16 protein-coding genes are annotated in these 14,454 nt (G+C 59.3%); 8 read left to right on the top strand and 8 right to left on the bottom strand.

The window, feature by feature from the left end:
• Window positions 1-11 precede the first annotated feature (11 nt).
• Complete coding sequence (locus ACSBQS_RS19995) at window positions 12-1,604, bottom strand: ATP-binding protein (protein WP_342164820.1); 1,593 nt, start codon at window positions 1,602-1,604, stop codon at window positions 12-14.
• Window positions 1,605-1,930: 326 nt separating this feature from the next.
• On the opposite strand from ACSBQS_RS19995, the gene ACSBQS_RS19990 reads away from it, so the two are divergent.
• Window positions 1,931-3,286, top strand: a complete 1,356-nt coding sequence (locus ACSBQS_RS19990; RefSeq protein ID WP_033644155.1) for a 2-hydroxycarboxylate transporter family protein — start codon at window positions 1,931-1,933, stop codon at window positions 3,284-3,286.
• Between the two features lie 97 nt (window positions 3,287-3,383).
• Here ACSBQS_RS19990 and ACSBQS_RS19985 read toward each other — a convergent pair whose 3' ends face one another.
• Window positions 3,384-4,355 (bottom strand): patatin-like phospholipase family protein, encoded by a 972-nt coding sequence (locus tag ACSBQS_RS19985; RefSeq protein ID WP_108681814.1) that lies wholly within the window; start codon window positions 4,353-4,355, stop codon window positions 3,384-3,386.
• Between the two features lie 206 nt (window positions 4,356-4,561).
• Here ACSBQS_RS19985 and ACSBQS_RS19980 point away from each other — a divergent pair, with 206 nt between their 5' ends.
• The 5 genes from ACSBQS_RS19980 (at window position 4,562) to ACSBQS_RS19960 (ending at window position 7,311) form a co-directional block, all read left to right on the top strand.
• Complete coding sequence (locus ACSBQS_RS19980; RefSeq protein WP_108681812.1) at window positions 4,562-5,506, top strand: MBL fold metallo-hydrolase; 945 nt, start codon at window positions 4,562-4,564, stop codon at window positions 5,504-5,506.
• Between the two features lie 153 nt (window positions 5,507-5,659).
• Entirely contained in the window at window positions 5,660-6,400 is a 741-nt protein-coding gene (locus ACSBQS_RS19975; protein ID WP_047025555.1) for an SDR family oxidoreductase, read from the top strand.
• 64 nt (window positions 6,401-6,464) lie between these two features.
• On the top strand, window positions 6,465-6,659 hold the full coding sequence (locus ACSBQS_RS19970; protein ID WP_187048316.1) for a DUF1289 domain-containing protein: 195 nt from the start codon (window positions 6,465-6,467) through the stop codon (window positions 6,657-6,659).
• A gap of 77 nt (window positions 6,660-6,736) precedes the next feature.
• Window positions 6,737-7,024: a CopG family ribbon-helix-helix protein gene (locus tag ACSBQS_RS19965; RefSeq protein WP_033639547.1), complete on the top strand. Its 288-nt coding sequence runs from the start codon at window positions 6,737-6,739 to the stop codon at window positions 7,022-7,024.
• Entirely contained in the window at window positions 7,024-7,311 is a 288-nt protein-coding gene (locus tag ACSBQS_RS19960; RefSeq protein ID WP_033639548.1) for a type II toxin-antitoxin system RelE/ParE family toxin, read from the top strand. The genes ACSBQS_RS19965 and ACSBQS_RS19960 overlap by 1 nt, the downstream gene beginning before the upstream one ends.
• 43 nt (window positions 7,312-7,354) lie before the next feature.
• Here ACSBQS_RS19960 and nrdF read toward each other — a convergent pair whose 3' ends face one another.
• From nrdF to ACSBQS_RS19935, 5 genes are all read right to left on the bottom strand, one after another.
• Window positions 7,355-8,326: a class 1b ribonucleoside-diphosphate reductase subunit beta gene (gene nrdF / locus ACSBQS_RS19955; protein ID WP_033639549.1), complete on the bottom strand. Its 972-nt coding sequence runs from the start codon at window positions 8,324-8,326 to the stop codon at window positions 7,355-7,357.
• A gap of 8 nt (window positions 8,327-8,334) precedes the next feature.
• The gene (nrdE, locus tag ACSBQS_RS19950; RefSeq protein WP_071845116.1) at window positions 8,335-10,479 is read right to left on the bottom strand and encodes a class 1b ribonucleoside-diphosphate reductase subunit alpha; all 2,145 of its coding nucleotides are present in this window, start codon (window positions 10,477-10,479) and stop codon (window positions 8,335-8,337) included.
• The gene (nrdI, locus tag ACSBQS_RS19945) at window positions 10,461-10,865 is read right to left on the bottom strand and encodes a class Ib ribonucleoside-diphosphate reductase assembly flavoprotein NrdI (protein ID WP_004928930.1); all 405 of its coding nucleotides are present in this window, start codon (window positions 10,863-10,865) and stop codon (window positions 10,461-10,463) included. Before nrdI ends, nrdE begins: the two co-directional genes overlap by 19 nt.
• Window positions 10,866-10,874: 9 nt before the next feature.
• On the bottom strand, window positions 10,875-11,105 hold the full coding sequence (locus ACSBQS_RS19940) for a redoxin NrdH (protein WP_033644148.1): 231 nt from the start codon (window positions 11,103-11,105) through the stop codon (window positions 10,875-10,877).
• A 272-nt stretch (window positions 11,106-11,377) separates the two neighbouring features.
• Window positions 11,378-11,809: a carboxymuconolactone decarboxylase family protein gene (locus ACSBQS_RS19935; RefSeq protein ID WP_042785242.1), complete on the bottom strand. Its 432-nt coding sequence runs from the start codon at window positions 11,807-11,809 to the stop codon at window positions 11,378-11,380.
• Window positions 11,810-11,904: 95 nt separating this feature from the next.
• Here ACSBQS_RS19935 and ACSBQS_RS19930 point away from each other — a divergent pair, with 95 nt between their 5' ends.
• Window positions 11,905-13,329 carry a PLP-dependent aminotransferase family protein gene (locus ACSBQS_RS19930; RefSeq protein WP_197750015.1) on the top strand — a complete coding sequence of 475 codons (1,425 nt, stop codon included), beginning with the start codon at window positions 11,905-11,907 and terminating at the stop codon, window positions 13,327-13,329.
• A gap of 67 nt (window positions 13,330-13,396) precedes the next feature.
• On the opposite strand, the gene ACSBQS_RS19925 is transcribed toward ACSBQS_RS19930, so the two are convergent.
• Window positions 13,397-13,705 carry a DUF883 family protein gene (locus ACSBQS_RS19925; protein ID WP_004928950.1) on the bottom strand — a complete coding sequence of 103 codons (309 nt, stop codon included), beginning with the start codon at window positions 13,703-13,705 and terminating at the stop codon, window positions 13,397-13,399.
• Window positions 13,706-13,934: 229 nt separating this feature from the next.
• Here ACSBQS_RS19925 and asr point away from each other — a divergent pair, with 229 nt between their 5' ends.
• Window positions 13,935-14,285, top strand: coding sequence for an acid resistance repetitive basic protein Asr (asr, locus tag ACSBQS_RS19920; RefSeq protein WP_004928953.1), 351 nt, complete (start codon window positions 13,935-13,937; stop codon window positions 14,283-14,285).
• The last annotated feature ends 169 nt before the right edge of the window (window positions 14,286-14,454 follow it).

Genomic DNA, 14,454 nt, shown 5'->3' with positions numbered 1-14,454 from the left:
GGTTATGGGTTTTATTTAGGGATAAATATAGAGAATATCGCGCCGTGCGGCTCGTTGTCCGACACTTCTATGCTGCCGTGCGCCTGCGCCACGTGGCTGGCGACCAGATGTAGGCCGATGCCGTGGTCGCTTTTATCCGCTTTGGTGGTCACGCCCTGTTCAAACAGCGTATCACGAATCTCCTCGGCGATGCCGGTGCCGCGATCCGCCACCTCGATCACCAGCTCATCGCTGCCGTCGCTGATATAGAGTTCGATCGCGTCGTGCGGAGCCGGGCAGTGCAGCGTCGCCTCCACCGCATTATCCAGCAGGTTGCCGACGATCGACATCAGTTCGGTCTCATTCAGCGCCGCCGGGATCTGCCGCAGCTGGCAGGCCGGATCGAAACGCAGTTCGATGCCTTTCTCTCTGGCGCTGGAGTATTTGCCCAGCAGCAGCCCGCACAGCGCCGCCGAACTGAAGCGCTGCGAGATGAAATCGAGGATCTCCTGCGCCCCCTCCGACTGGGCTTCCACATAGCGGATGGCCTCGTCGTAGCGCTGCATATGCAGCAGCCCGGCCAGCGTGGCGGTCCAGTTCAGCTGCTCGTGGCGCATGATGCGCAGGTTGTCGGCATAGCGTTTCACCTGGCTGAGCTGGCTGCTCAGGGTATTGATATCGTTCTTGTCGCGGAAACTGATCACCCAGCCTTGCAGCTCCTGCTCCTGCATGATGCGCACCCGGCTGGCGATCACCCGCACGTGGTTGAAGCGGCACACCTCGTCATGGGTGTCGTGCTCCAAGTGCGCGATGGCGAAAAAGTCCGGCTGGGCCTGGATCACGTCGCCGATCGGCCGGCCCAGCAGGCCGGTGGCGGGCTGATGCAGATCCAACAGCTCACGCGCCGCATGGTTGATGGTGATGATCCGCAGCTGCGGATCGATGGCGATCACGCCCTCATAGATGGCTTCCAGCAGCGCTTTTTGCTGGCGCACCAGCAGCGCGATCTCTTTCGGCTCCAGCCAGAACATTTGGCGTTTGAGGTTTTTCGACAGCAGCCAGGAAAAAACGAACAGGGCGATCAGCAGCAGCACGATGGAACCGATAATTTGCGTTAATGTCCTGGCATTTAAATTATCGATATGCGATTTCAAATAGCCGACGGAAACGATGCCGATGACGTGATTATTTTCATCCAGAATCGGCGCCTTGCTGCGTAATGAAACGCCGATGCCGCCCTTGCGAATGGAAATAATGCTTTTTCCTTCCAATACTTCTTTATTATCGCCGCCGATCATCGGCGTGCCCAGGCGGCCCTCATATTCGGAATGATAGAGATGACGGGCATGATTATCACCGATGACGATATAGCTGGCGTCGCTGCTGGCGCGGATTTTTTTCATCAACGCAGCGATCCTGGCGGCGTCGTTTTTTTCTACGGCATCCACCAACGAAGGGATAAGGGCGATTTCACGCGCCTGCACCTGGGCGCGGGCGCCGAGATCGCGGTGCAGCTGCGCATCCAGCTGGTAATAGGTGTAGGCGCCGATGCAGCTCAGCAGCAGGCAGGAGAAGGCCACCAGGCACAGAAACAGCTTGATTTGAAATGAGAGTTTAAGGCGCATGGCGGAGCTTCACCGTAAAGAGATCCTGAAGCCTTACCCTATCATGAGATACGGGGTGTGTAATATTGCGCCCGATCAACTTGTGATCCCTCACACGGGATTAGCGTGAACCGGACGAGAATTGTTCGTCTGCGATAAAGTTGATAAGCTTTAAAATAAAAACGGTATTAACACCATTAAAACCACGCTGATTTTTACATAATCTTAATTAACCCCATAGAAACCATAACCACCATTAAAAACCCTTTTTAATTTTGAACATAATCACAGCAGATAATCCGTGCGCTTCTCTATGATGGCTGAACAAACTAATAAGAGGCCAGATTATGAGCACAACAGATGATTCTTACCTCGTAGCCAAAGACAAGGCCGCTGATATTCCTCTGCGTGAGAAATGGTGGCGGATACTGGACAATTATAAAGTAGGGATTATTCCGTTACCGTTCTTTATTCTGGCTGGCGTGTTGATTCTGCTCGACTGCCTGGAAGGCAAATTGCCGAGCGATATCGTGGTGATGGTCGCCACCCTGGCGTTCTTCGGTTTCGCCTGCGGCGAATTCGGCAAGCGCCTGCCACTGATCGGCAAAATGGGCGCGGCGGCGATCTGCGCCACCTTCATTCCTTCCGCGCTGGTGCACTATGGCCTGCTGCCGGACGTGGTGGTGGAGTCGACCACCAAGTTCTACAAATCGACCAACATTCTTTACCTCTACATCTGCTGCATCATCGTCGGCAGCATCATGAGCATGAACCGCCAGGTGCTGATCCAGGGCTTCCTGCGCATCTTCATCCCTATGCTGTGCGGCGAGATCGTCGGCATGCTGGTGGGGATGGGCGTCGGCATGGCGCTGGGCCTGGAACCGTTCCAGATCTTCTTCTTCCTGATCCTGCCGATCATGGCCGGCGGCGTAGGTGAAGGAGCGATCCCGCTGTCGATGGGTTACGCCGCGATCCTGCACATGGAGCAGGGCGTGGCGCTGGGGCGCATTCTGCCTATCGTGATGCTCGGTAGCCTGACCGCTATCGTCATCGCCGGCCTGCTCAACCAACTGGGCAAGCGTTATCCCCACCTGACCGGCGAAGGCAGCCTGATGCCGAGCAAGCAGGGTGAAAGCGACATGAGCGCGGTGGAAAAAATCAGCGGCAAGGTGGACGTCAGCACCATCGCCTGCGGCGCGCTGTTGGCCATTCTGCTGTATATGGTGGGCATGCTGCTGCACCGTCTGATCGGCCTGCCGGCGCCGGTGGGCATGCTGTTCGCCGCCGTGGCGGTGAAGTTGGCGCACGGGGTGTCGCCGCGCATTCAGGAAGGCTCGCAGGTGGTGTACAAATTCTTCCGCACCGCCGTGACCTATCCCATCCTGTTCGCCGTCGGGGTAGCCATCACGCCGTGGCAGGAACTGGTGGACGCGTTCACCGTACAGAATCTGATCGTGATCGTCACCACCGTCAGCGCGCTGGTAGCGACCGGTTTCTTCGTCGGCAAGAAAATCGGCATGCATCCTATCGACGTGGCGATCGTCTCCTGCTGCCAGAGCGGGCAGGGCGGGACCGGCGACGTCGCGATCCTCACCGCCGGCAACCGCATGTCGTTGATGCCGTTCGCCCAGATCGCAACCCGTATCGGCGGCGCTATCAACGTTTCGCTGTCGTTGCTGGTGTTGGCCAAGTTCTTCGTATAACTCCTATAAATCCTTAGCGTTACTTTGCCTTTCCCCGCCCCCGCGGGGATTTTTTTTGCCCGCGCGCCGGCCCGACGCGCGGGCGGGGAACTGCCGGTTACGCCGCTTGCTTCATCGCGGCGTCGTACCACGCGAAGTAGCGCTCTACGCCGCGACGGCCGGATTCGATCAGCGCGCGTTTCTTCTCCTCGCTGATGCCGAACTCCAGCGTGCCGACGTCGAGCGTGTCGACATACACGGTGCGCTTCCAGTCATCGCTGTCCAGATGCACCTTGGTTTGGATGTCCAGCATCACGTTGGCCACCGCCAGGGTGAAATCAAACAGGTTGTTGACCGGCGTGCGCGGGCCGGCCTGACCGGCGGCCTGAGCGATTTCACTGGCGGAGTCCAGGCGAATGCCCAGCGTACGGGTGTTGATGCGCTGGCTGGTGCTGTCGATGTAAGGCGGCGTGGCGGAGAAGTCATAGTCGAACAGCCGCACCGGGTAGTTGTCGATCATGCCGCCGTCGATGCACAGGTCGCCCAGGACATTTTTCTTCGCCACGAAGGCGAACGGGAACGACATCGAAATGCGCAGGCCATCCGCCACTTTCATGCGCGGCGTGGTGCGATGCGAATAGACTTCGCGCTGGCCGCTGTTGAGGTTGGCGCCGATAAAGTAAATCGACTTGAACCCTTTCGCCGTTTTCATCGCTTCGAACTGTTCGAAGGTAATACCCGGGTTGCCGGTATATTGCTTGATAATATCGCGCGACCATTGATAGAAATAATCGCCGGGCGCAATGCCGTATTGATTGAACAGGCGATAGGCGTCCTGGAGCGTGCCGAAAAAACCGCCGTTATAATCGAGGAATTTTTTAAAATCCATCGCCGACAGAATTTTGGTCACGTCGGCCGAGCTGCAGCCCAGCCCGACCAGCAGCGCGGCGATGGCGCCCGCTGAGGCGCCGGAGGTTTGCTTGATCTGCGGCATGATGCCTTTGGCCTCCAGCAATTCCAGTGCGCCGCCATAGGCGATGCCTTTTACGCCGCCGCCTTCAAAGACCAGGTTTTCGAATTGATAGCTCATCATATTTCCTTACTCGTGGTTTAGGGAGTAAGAAAAATAACGAAGCGGCGCACGAGAAAATATGGATTGGGGTTGTGTGGCTCGGCAAACAAAATTATTCATAATGAATATATTATTTATATATTTATCAAAGGCATTTATTAAACAGGCGCATCGGGCTTTTTGCGTCAATACTTAGCGCTGTTCAATTCTCACAAGGAGTCATCATGTTCTGGAAACGTTGTCTGTTGGGCGCGGCGCTGGCCGTTATGTCGTTACAGGCCGGCGCCGCCGCGCCGCAGGCCAAAACCCCGACGCCGGGATTTTACCGCATCATGCTGGGCAGCTTTGAAGTGACCGCGTTGTCCGACGGCATTATTCGCCTGCCGGCGGATAAGCTGTTACTGGGCCGCACGCCGCAGCAGATCGCCGCCGGGGTAGCCGAGCAGCATCAAAGCCTGCCGGTGGTCACGTCGGTCAATGCTTATCTGATCAATACCGGCGACAAGCTGGTGATGATCGACAGCGGCGCTGGCCAACTGTTGGGCGACGGCCTGGGCAAGCTGGTGGATAACCTGCGTGCGGCGGGCTACCAGCCGGAGCAGGTGGATGAGATCTACCTGACCCACATGCACCCGGACCACCTCGGCGGCCTGACGCACGACGGCAAGGCGGTATTCCCCAATGCGGTGGTGCGCGCCGCCAGCCAGGACGCGGACTTCTGGCTAAGCGCGGACAAACTGAAACAGGCCAGCGCGGGCAGTACAAGCAACTTCGAAAGGGCTCAGGCAGTGATCAAGCCGTATCAGGCGGCCGGCCACTTTAAGCCGTTCAGCGGCGACGGTGAGCTTTCCCCGGGCATTGCCGCCTTTGCCGCCCACGGCCATACGCCGGGACATAGCGTGTATCAGGTGACCAGCCAGGGCCAGAAGCTGTTGCTGCTGGGGGATCTGATCCACGTGGCGGCGGTGCAGATGCCGCATCCGAAGGTGGCTATCAGCTTTGATAATGACGCCAAGGCGGCGGTCGCTCAGCGGCTGCGGATATTTGGCGACAGCGCGCGGCAGAGCGAGCTGGTGGGGGGCGCACACCTGTCGTTCCCGGGGTTGGGGTATTTGAACCGCCAGGGCGACGGTTACGCCTGGGTGCCATTGAACTACGGCGCGCTGTAATGGCGATGGCCGCCCAACGGGCGGCCATCGTAAGCGCCTTGGGGACATTGTTCGATAATTTGGGATGATGATGCCAGAGAATCGGGGCTTATTCGCCGTGATAAAGAGTGCATGATTAACGTTACCCTCGTCGTTTTCTTTAAGGATCTCCCGATGAATCAGAAAACTCCCCCCGTCGCCATCGTTACCGGCGCATCGCGCGGCATCGGCGCGGCCATCGCCGAGCGTCTGGCCGCCGATGGCTTCACCGTCATCATCAACTATTCGGGCAACCCGGCGCCGGCCGATGAGCTGGTGCGCAAGATCGAACAGGGCGGCGGCCGCGCCTTGAGCGTCAAAGCCGATGTCAGCGATGCATCTGCGGTCGCCCGCCTGTTCGATAGCGCCGAACAGGCGTTTGGCGGCGTCGACGTGCTGGTCAATAACGCCGGAGTGATCGCGCTGGCGCCGGTGGCGGACATGCGTGACGAAGACGTGGATCGCCTGCTCGACATCAATCTGAAAGGCAGCTTCAATGCGATGCGCGAGGCGGCGAAGCGCCTGCGCGACAATGGCCGCATCATCAACTTCTCCTCCAGCGTGGTGGGGTTGCTGCAGCCGGGGTACGGCATGTATGCCGCCAGCAAGGCGGCGATCGAAGCGCTGACCAGCGTGCTGGCGAAAGAGCTGCGCGGCCGCAATATCACGGTGAACGCCGTCGCGCCGGGACCGACCGCCACCGGCTTGTTCCTCGACGGCAAAACCCCGGAGCTTATCGAGCGGCTGGCGAAGATGGCGCCGCTGGAGCGCCTGGGCACGCCGGACGATATCGCTGCGGCGGTGGCCTTCCTCGCGGGGGCCGACGGCGGTTGGATCAACGGCCAAACCCTGCGCGCCAACGGCGGCATCATCTGATTGACGACGCACCGCCGCAGGATCGGGTATCCTGTGGCGGAACTCATCACATCAAGGGCAGCGTATGGCAGGCGACAATCAGCAGTTTTATCCCGGCGTCAGGTCGCCCTGCGTCAGCCTGTGTCGGATCGACGACGAAACCCAGCAGTGCCGCGGATGCCGGCGCACGCGGGCGGAGATCGCCGCCTGGCCGACCGCCAGCGACGCGGAGAAACGCGCTATCTGGCGGCGGCTAGAGCTGCGTCAATCGGTGAAATAATCCTCTGCATTATTGCGCTGCCAGACTGCATGTAGCACAATTGAGCTACATGTGATTGACCGACGTGAGGAGCGATTATGTCGACGACGACCATTCGTATTCCAGATGAGCTTAAAGCCCGAGTCGCTGCCGTCGCCGAGCAGGTTGGCGTAACGTCTCACAGCTTTATTTTGCAGGCAATAGCGGAGAAAACGCAGCAGGAAGAGTTGCGCCGCGACTTTGAGAATGAAGCGGAAAAACGCTATGCCAAGATAATTGCGACGGGAGAGACGGTCTCTTGGAAAGAGATGCGCGGTTATTTGGAAAATTACGCAGCGGGTGATACTGCCGCTGTCAAACCTCCGGTTAAAAAATTGGGGCGCTGATGGCAAATGTCGAGTTGGCGCCAGAGGTCAGGGATGATATCGAACGTATTCTCGCTCATTTGGCTCAGTATGGCGCTGCGGATTCAGGGCGGCGCATTCAGGAAATCATCCAGGCAATTGCGGTATTGGAACATAATCCATTGATCGGACGGTCCCTTGGCGCAGGGCTGCGTGAATTGATTATTGGGCAGCAAGCTCGCGGTTATTTGGCGCTCTACAAATACATTCCTGATATCGATACGGCGTTTGTTCTGGCGATCCGCAGTCAGAAAGAACAAGGGTATTGAATGCACGATACCGGCCTGAAAGACCGGCATCGCTGTCATGTCCTCAGAAATCCCAGTCCTCATCCTCGGTGTTGACCGCCTTGCCGATGACGTAGGACGACCCTGAACCGGAGAAGAAGTCGTGGTTTTCGTCGGCGTTCGGCGACAGCGCCGACAGGATCGCCGGGTTGACCTCCGCCATCGCCGGTGGGAACAGCGCTTCATACCCCAGGTTCATCAGCGCTTTGTTGGCGTTATAGTGCAGGAAGGTCTTCACGTCTTCCGTCCAGCCGACGCCGTCGTACAGTTCCTCGGTGTAGCGCACCTCGTTGTCGTACAGGTCCTGCATCAGATCGAAGGCGAAATTTTTCACCTGTTGGCGCCGTGCGGCGTCCACTTTCTCCAGCCCTTTCTGGAACTTATAGCCGATATAGTAGCCGTGCACCGCCTCGTCGCGAATGATCAGGCGGATCAGATCGGCGGTGTTGGTCAGCTTGGCGCGGCTGGACCAGTACATCGGCAGGTAAAAGCCCGAATAGAACAGGAACGACTCGAGGAACACGCTGGCGACTTTTTTCAGCAGCGGATCGTCGCTGCGGTAGTGTGCCAGAATGATGCCGGCTTTCTTCTGCAGCGCGCGGTTTTCCTCGCTCCAGCGATAGGCGTCATCCACGTCCGGCGTTTGGCACAGGGTAGAGAAGATTGAGCTGTAAGAGCGGGCGTGCACCGCCTCCATAAAGCTGATGTTGGAGTACACCGCCTCTTCGTGCGGCGTCAGCGCATCGGCGATCAGGGCCGGCGCGCCGACGGTGTTCTGGATGGTGTCCAGCAGCGTCAACCCGGTGAACACCCGAATGGTCAGCTGCTGCTCCTTCGGCGTCAGCGTGGCCCAGGAGGGGATATCGTTGGACAGCGGCACCTTCTCCGGCAGCCAGAAGTTGGAGGTCAGGCGGTTCCACACCTCCAGATCCTTGTCGTCTTCGATGATGTTCCAGTTGATGGCGCGCACCAGCGGCGCCGATGTTACGGTCGTCATAAGTTGCCTCACAGCGCGCAGGACACGCAGCCCTGCACCTCGGTGCCTTCCAGCGCCATCTGGCGCAGGCGGATGTAGTAAATGGTTTTGATGCCTTTGCGCCAGGCGTAGATCTGCGCGCGGTTGATGTCGCGGGTGGTGGCGGTATCGCGGAAGAACAACGTCAGCGACAGCCCCTGATCGACGTGTTGCGTCGCGGCGGCATAGGTATCGATGATTTTTTCCGGGCCAATCTCGTAGGCATCCTGGTAATACGCCAGGTTGTCGTTGGTCATGTACGGCGCCGGATAGTAAACGCGGCCGATCTTGCCTTCCTTGCGGATCTCGATGCGCGAGACGATCGGATGGATGCTGGAGGTGGCGTTGTTGATGTACGAGATGGAACCGGTCGGCGGCACCGCCTGCAGGTTCTGGTTGTACAGCCCGTGCATCATCACCGACTGGCGCAGCGCGCGCCACTCATCGCGGCCCGGAATGGCGATGCCGGCGGCGGCGAACAGCTCGCGCACCCGCTCGGTCTGCGGCAGCCAGTCGCGCTCGGTGTACTTGTCGAAGTACTCGCCGCTGGCATAGCGAGAGTGCTCAAAGCCGTCAAAGGCGCCGCCGCGTTCGATCGCCAGCCGGTTCGAGGCGCGGATGGCGTGATAGGCCACAGTATAGAAATAGAGATTGGTGAAGTCGATGCCTTCTTCCGAGCCGTAGAAGATGCGCTCGCGCGCCAGGTAACCGTGCAGGTTCATCTGGCCCAGACCGATGGCGCGGGCGCTGCGGTTGCCTTCGGCGATCGACGGCACCGAGCGGATATCGCTCATGTCGGCCACCGCGGTCAGCGCGCGGATCGCGGTCTCGATCGCCTTGCCGAAGTCCGGCGCGTCCATGGTTTTGGCGATGTTCAGCGAGCCGAGGTTGCAGGAGATATCCTTGCCGATGCGATCGTAGCTCAGATCCTCGTGATAGGTGCTGGCGCGGTTGACCTGCAGGATTTCCGAACACAGATTGCTCATGTTGATGCGCCCGGCGATCGGATTCTCTCGGTTGACCGTGTCCTCGAACATGACGTAGGGGTAGCCGGATTCGAACTGGATCTCCGCCAGCACCTGGAAGAACTCGCGCGCGTTGATGCGCGACTTGCGGATGCGCTTGTCGTCCACCATCTCGCGGTATTTTTCACTGACGCTGATTTCAGACAGCGGCGTGCCATACACCCGTTCGACGTCGTAGGGCGAGAACAGGTACATTTCTTCGTTGTTCTTCGCCAGTTCGAAGGTGATATCCGGGATCACCACCCCCAGCGACAGCGTTTTGATGCGGATCTTCTCGTCGGCGTTTTCCCGCTTGGTGTCGAGAAAACGCAGGATATCCGGGTGGTGGGCGTTGAGATACACCGCGCCGGCCCCCTGGCGCGCGCCGAGCTGGTTGGCGTAGGAGAAGGCGTCTTCGAGCATTTTCATGATCGGAATGACGCCGGAGGACTGGTTCTCGATGCGTTTGATCGGCGCGCCCACCTCGCGAATGTTGCTCAGCATGAAGGCCACGCCGCCGCCGCGTTTCGACAGCTGCAGCGCGGAGTTCACCGCCCGGCCGATCGATTCCATATTGTCTTCGATGCGCAGCAGGAAGCAGGAGACCAGCTCACCGCGCTGGCGTTTGCCGCAGTTGAGGAAGGTCGGCGTGGCCGGCTGGAAGCGGCCCGAAATCATCTCTTCCACCAGATCCTGCGCCAGTGCGGTGTCGCCCGCCGCCAGCGTCAGCGCCACCATGCACACCCGGTCTTCGTAGCGTTCCAGATAGCGCTTGCCGTCGAAGGTTTTGAGCGTATAGCTGGTGTAGTACTTGAAGGCCCCGAGGAAAGTCTCGAAGCGGAATTTTTTGGCGTAGGCCTGCTGGAACAGCTGCTTGATAAACGGGAATTCGTACTGCGCCAGCACCTGCGGCTCGTAGTAGCCTTCTTCCACCAGATAGCGCAGCTTTTCCTCCAGGTTATGGAAGAACACGGTGTTTTGGTTGACGTGCTGCAGGAAGTAGTGCCGCGCCGCCAGCCGATCTTTATCGAACTGGATCCGGCCTTCCGCATCGTAAAGATTGAGCATCGCGTTGAGCGAATGGTAATCCAGCGCGCCCGTCTCGGGCCTGGTCAGTTCTGTCGTTGCCAAAATGCGGTTACTCCCTGTCTAACGTTTTCAACGTCTTGCGTAGTGCCGAGCAGCTCGAAGCGGTACAAGAAAGGCACCTGGCATTTTTTGGCGATGATGTCGCCGGCGATGCCGTACGCTGCGCCGAAGTTGGTGTTCCCGGCGGCGATGACGCCGCGCAGGTATGAACGGTTTTGCGGAACGTTGAGAAAGCGGATCACCTGGATCGGCACCGCGCCGACGGCGCTGCCGCCGCCATAGCTGGGCACGATCAAGATATAGGGCTGTTCCATCAGCAATTTGCTGCGGGCGCCGGCGATCGGAATGCGGATCGCCGGCAGGCCCAGTTTCTCAACGAATCGGTGGGTGTTCTCCGAGCTGCTGGAGAAATAGACCAGCGGATTCATCGTCGGGCCTCAGCAGGTGAGCGCCAGCGCGCCGATTTTGTCCGGCCGGAAACCGGCCCAGTGATCGTCACCGGCGATAATCACCGGAACTTGCTGATAACCTAAGGATTTAACGTGATCCAGCGCCTGCGGATCCTGGGTGAGGTCGATCACCTGATAATCAATCCCCTGTTTATCAAATGCGCGATAGGTGGCGTTGCACTGGACACAGTCCGGCTTGCTGTAAATAATAATGCTCATGATTCGCATTTACCTTTAGGCTGAAGGAAAGGCGGACAAGTCAGAGAACGGAGCATTGTTCCTGGCGTTTCTGACGGCGTTATCAGCCGAACAACATTCCCTGCGGCTGATAGATAAAATACTATATGTTGATATTTGTTTTATCAACCACGCTATATATGGTGTTTTGTCGGGTTTTGCGCGCAGGCCGCGCCGGGGCTGGAAAAGGCGAGGGGAAAAATTTTTGCGAGTGAGAAATCCCCCCTCTCGGTGAAGAGGGGGAGGCGAGCGCATTACTGGCGCATGCTGACGGCCAGCCGATTGAAGGCGTTCATGATGCTGATGGCGAAGGTCAGATCGGCGATCTCGGTATCGCTGAAGTGCGCCTTCAGCGCCTCGAAAGCGCTGTCCGGCGCGCCGGTGGCGGCGATCAGCGTAACCGACTCGGCCCACTCCAGCGCCGCGCGTTCACGCTCGCTGAATTCATGGCTGACGCGCCAGCCCGCCAACGTATCCAGCTTGGCATGGCTGAAGCCGCTTTCGCGCAGCGCTTTGCCGTGCATGTCCAGGCAGTAGGCGCAGCCGTTGATCTGCGAAACGCGCATAAACATCAACTCGATGGTCGCTTTGTCCAGGGCGCCTTTCTCCAGCGCCATCAGCGCGCTCACCATATTTTTGTACGGGGCGGGCGCCAGCTCGGCATAGTTCAAACGTGGCTTAATCATGGTCAACCTCAATTGATAGTAACGAAATCATGGCGCTACTTTAGCGGCCTTATGGTCTATGCTATAGGGCCATAAAATGATTATTTAACCGGGCCATGATGCCACCGTTCCTGACTTCATTGCGGCTGGACAGCCGGCTCGCCGAGCCGCTGTACCGGCAGATTTACCAGCGGATTAAAGACGCCATTGCCCAGGGCAGCCTGGCGGCGGGCAGCCGGCTGCCTTCGGTGCGCGGGTTGGCGAGCGATCTGGGCGTGGCGCGTGCCACGGTGGAAAGCGCCTACGCGCAACTTATTGCCGAAGGTTTCTTGCAGAGCCGGGGGCAGGCGGGCACCTATGTCTCGCCGCAGTTGCCGCACATGCCGCCGGGCGCGATGCCCGCTGCGCCGCCGCTGGCGACGATAGCGCCCGATCCGCTGCAGCCGCAGGGCATGCTGCAGCCTTTCCAACTGGGCGTGCCGGCGCTGGATGCGTTTCCTCGGGCGCTGTGGCAGCGCATTGTCGCCCGCCAGCTGCGCGGTTCCACGGCGGCTTCCCTGGCGCTGCCGCCGGCCGGCGGCTTGCCTGAACTGCGTGAGGCGATCGCCCATTATCTGCATTTGTCGCGCGGCATCAGCTGCCGGCCGGAGCAAATTTTCCTCTGCGCCGGTTATCCGGCGTTGCTGGACTGGGTGACGGAGACACTGTTGCACGCCGGCGACGCGGTATGGATCGAAGATCCCGGCTATCCGGTCACGCGCCCGCTGTTGCGAGCCGCCGGCGTCAGGCCGGTCGCCGTGCCGGTGGATGAACAGGGCATGGACGTGGCCGCGGGTATGCTGACGGCGCCTGAGGCGCGGCTGGCGGTGGTGACGCCGACCCATCAAAGCCCGCTCGGCGTCTCGCTCAGCCTGGCGCGGCGGGTGGCGCTGCTCGACTGGGCGCAGCAGCGCGGGGCCTGGATCCTTGAGGATGACTACGACAGCGAGTTTCGCTATCACGGGCGGCCGCTGCCGCCGCTGAAGAGCCTCGATGTTCAGGGGCGGGTGCTGTATGCCGGCACCTTCAGCAAAACGCTGTTCCCGGCGCTGCGCATGGCTTATTTAGTGGTGCCCGTCGGCCTCACGGAGGCCTTTGCGCGCAGCAGCCGGCTGCGCGGCTGCGGTTGCCCGCCGCTGCTGCAGGCCGGCGTGGCGGATTTTATCCGGCAAGGGCATTTCTACCGCCACCTGAAACGCATGCGGCCGTTGTACCGCCAGCGGCGCGAGTGGTTGACGCAGGCGTTGGAGCGGCAGCTGGGGGCGTGGCTGACGACGGTGCCGCAACAGGGCGGCATTCAGCTGTTGGCCCGGCTGCGCGACGGCTTGGCGGATGCGCCGTTGGCGGCGCAAGCCTGGCAGCAGGGGCTGGCGGTGCAGGCGTTGTCTGACTGGCGAATCGATCATCCGGCGGGGCAAGGGTTACTGCTGGGGTTCGCCAATTTCGGCCGGCGAGAGGAGGCGGAGCGGGCGGTACAGGGGCTGGCGCAGCTGTTTCGCTAAAATTAAACGGCCCGCGATTTCCGCGGGCCAGACGCACATCTGTTTTATCTTTATGACTGCAGGGGTGTTAACGCCGGGCCAGCAGCACGCCGAGCACGATGCCGACGGCGGCACCGATCCCTACGCCCTGCCAAGGTTTGTCACGCACATAGCTGTCGGCTTGATCGACCGCGTCGCGCGCATGTTGTGTCAGACTGGTGGAGCCGTTGAATCGCGCTCGCGCGTCGCGCAGCACGCCTTTCGCCTTGCTGTGCAGCTCTTTCAGTTCCTCTTTGGTCTTGTCACCGGACTCGCGCAACACTTCATCCAGCGTATCGGCCAACAGAGTCACATCCTGATCGATATCGCGTTCTGTTCTTTCCGCTTTCTTAAACATTCAGCTCTCCATTTCGACACATGTCTTTTAAGTGTAGACCATGCCGAGATTTGTGTGGCCGATCACGGAAAAAAACCGCCGTCACGCAGGTGTTTGCCGGCACCTGGGCTTTGTACATTTGGTTACTCGGCGAAACCAATCACTCACGGAAACGGCCGTTTGATTCCACTAGTATCTGTTTCAACGGCTCCACCGGAGCTTACCGAAACAACACTCTGAGGATTTAAAGATGAAAAAAGTATTAGCGCTGATCGTTGCTGCCACTATGGGTCTGTCTTCTGTTGCTTTCGCTGCTGATACTGCAGCTACTGCTCCGGCTACCACCACCGCGCCAGCTGCGACCACCACTACCGCTGCGCCAGCGGCTGCTGCTGAAAAAGCGCCAGCTAAAGCAACGCACCACAAGAAAGCCAAGCACCACAAAAAAGCGCCAGCCCAGAAAGCTCAGGCCGCTAAAAAGCACCACAAAAAAGCGCCAGCTCAGAAAGCCCAGGCTGCTAAAAAACACCACAAAAAAGCGCCAGTGCAGAAAGCTCAGGCCGCTAAAAAACACCACAAAAAAGCCGGTAAAAAAGCTTAATTAAGTGATGTTTGCGGAACCGGAAGGTTCCGCACGCTCCAGTCCGTACTCCAGACACCCGGTTCTTCCGGGTGTCTTCTTTTGAGGCGACGCACGATGATCAATCGCTATCTGTTTGAAGTTATTTTCAGCGCGGTAACCCTGTGCGGGGTGATCGTCGGTTGGGAAC

This window comes from Serratia sp. H402Y, from assembly GCF_051172415.1.
Taxonomy (GTDB): Bacteria; Pseudomonadota; Gammaproteobacteria; order Enterobacterales; family Enterobacteriaceae; genus Serratia; species Serratia ureilytica.
The sequence above is the reverse complement of the archived record's forward strand: the minus strand, read 5'-3'. Positions and strand labels throughout refer to the sequence as shown.

Coding starts and splice junctions, on each gene's coding strand:
- ACSBQS_RS19995 (WP_342164820.1), bottom strand. CDS start 1,604: ATGCGCCTTAAACTCTCATTTCAAATCAAGCTGTTTCTGTGCCTGGTG.
- nrdI (WP_004928930.1), bottom strand. CDS start 10,865: ATGAATCCGCTGGTCTATTTCTCCAGCAGCTCGGAGAACACCCACCGA.
- ACSBQS_RS19925 (WP_004928950.1), bottom strand. CDS start 13,705: ATGTTTAAGAAAGCGGAAAGAACAGAACGCGATATCGATCAGGATGTG.
- ACSBQS_RS19965 (WP_033639547.1), top strand. CDS start 6,737: ATGTCGACGACGACCATTCGTATTCCAGATGAGCTTAAAGCCCGAGTC.
- ACSBQS_RS19930 (WP_197750015.1), top strand. CDS start 11,905: ATGATGCCACCGTTCCTGACTTCATTGCGGCTGGACAGCCGGCTCGCC.
- asr (WP_004928953.1), top strand. CDS start 13,935: ATGAAAAAAGTATTAGCGCTGATCGTTGCTGCCACTATGGGTCTGTCT.
- ACSBQS_RS19960 (WP_033639548.1), top strand. CDS start 7,024: ATGGCAAATGTCGAGTTGGCGCCAGAGGTCAGGGATGATATCGAACGT.
- ACSBQS_RS19980 (WP_108681812.1), top strand. CDS start 4,562: ATGTTCTGGAAACGTTGTCTGTTGGGCGCGGCGCTGGCCGTTATGTCG.
- nrdF (WP_033639549.1), bottom strand. CDS start 8,326: ATGACGACCGTAACATCGGCGCCGCTGGTGCGCGCCATCAACTGGAAC.
- ACSBQS_RS19940 (WP_033644148.1), bottom strand. CDS start 11,105: ATGAGCATTATTATTTACAGCAAGCCGGACTGTGTCCAGTGCAACGCC.
- ACSBQS_RS19990 (WP_033644155.1), top strand. CDS start 1,931: ATGAGCACAACAGATGATTCTTACCTCGTAGCCAAAGACAAGGCCGCT.
- ACSBQS_RS19935 (WP_042785242.1), bottom strand. CDS start 11,809: ATGATTAAGCCACGTTTGAACTATGCCGAGCTGGCGCCCGCCCCGTAC.
- ACSBQS_RS19985 (WP_108681814.1), bottom strand. CDS start 4,355: ATGAGCTATCAATTCGAAAACCTGGTCTTTGAAGGCGGCGGCGTAAAA.
- ACSBQS_RS19970 (WP_187048316.1), top strand. CDS start 6,465: ATGGCAGGCGACAATCAGCAGTTTTATCCCGGCGTCAGGTCGCCCTGC.
- ACSBQS_RS19975 (WP_047025555.1), top strand. CDS start 5,660: ATGAATCAGAAAACTCCCCCCGTCGCCATCGTTACCGGCGCATCGCGC.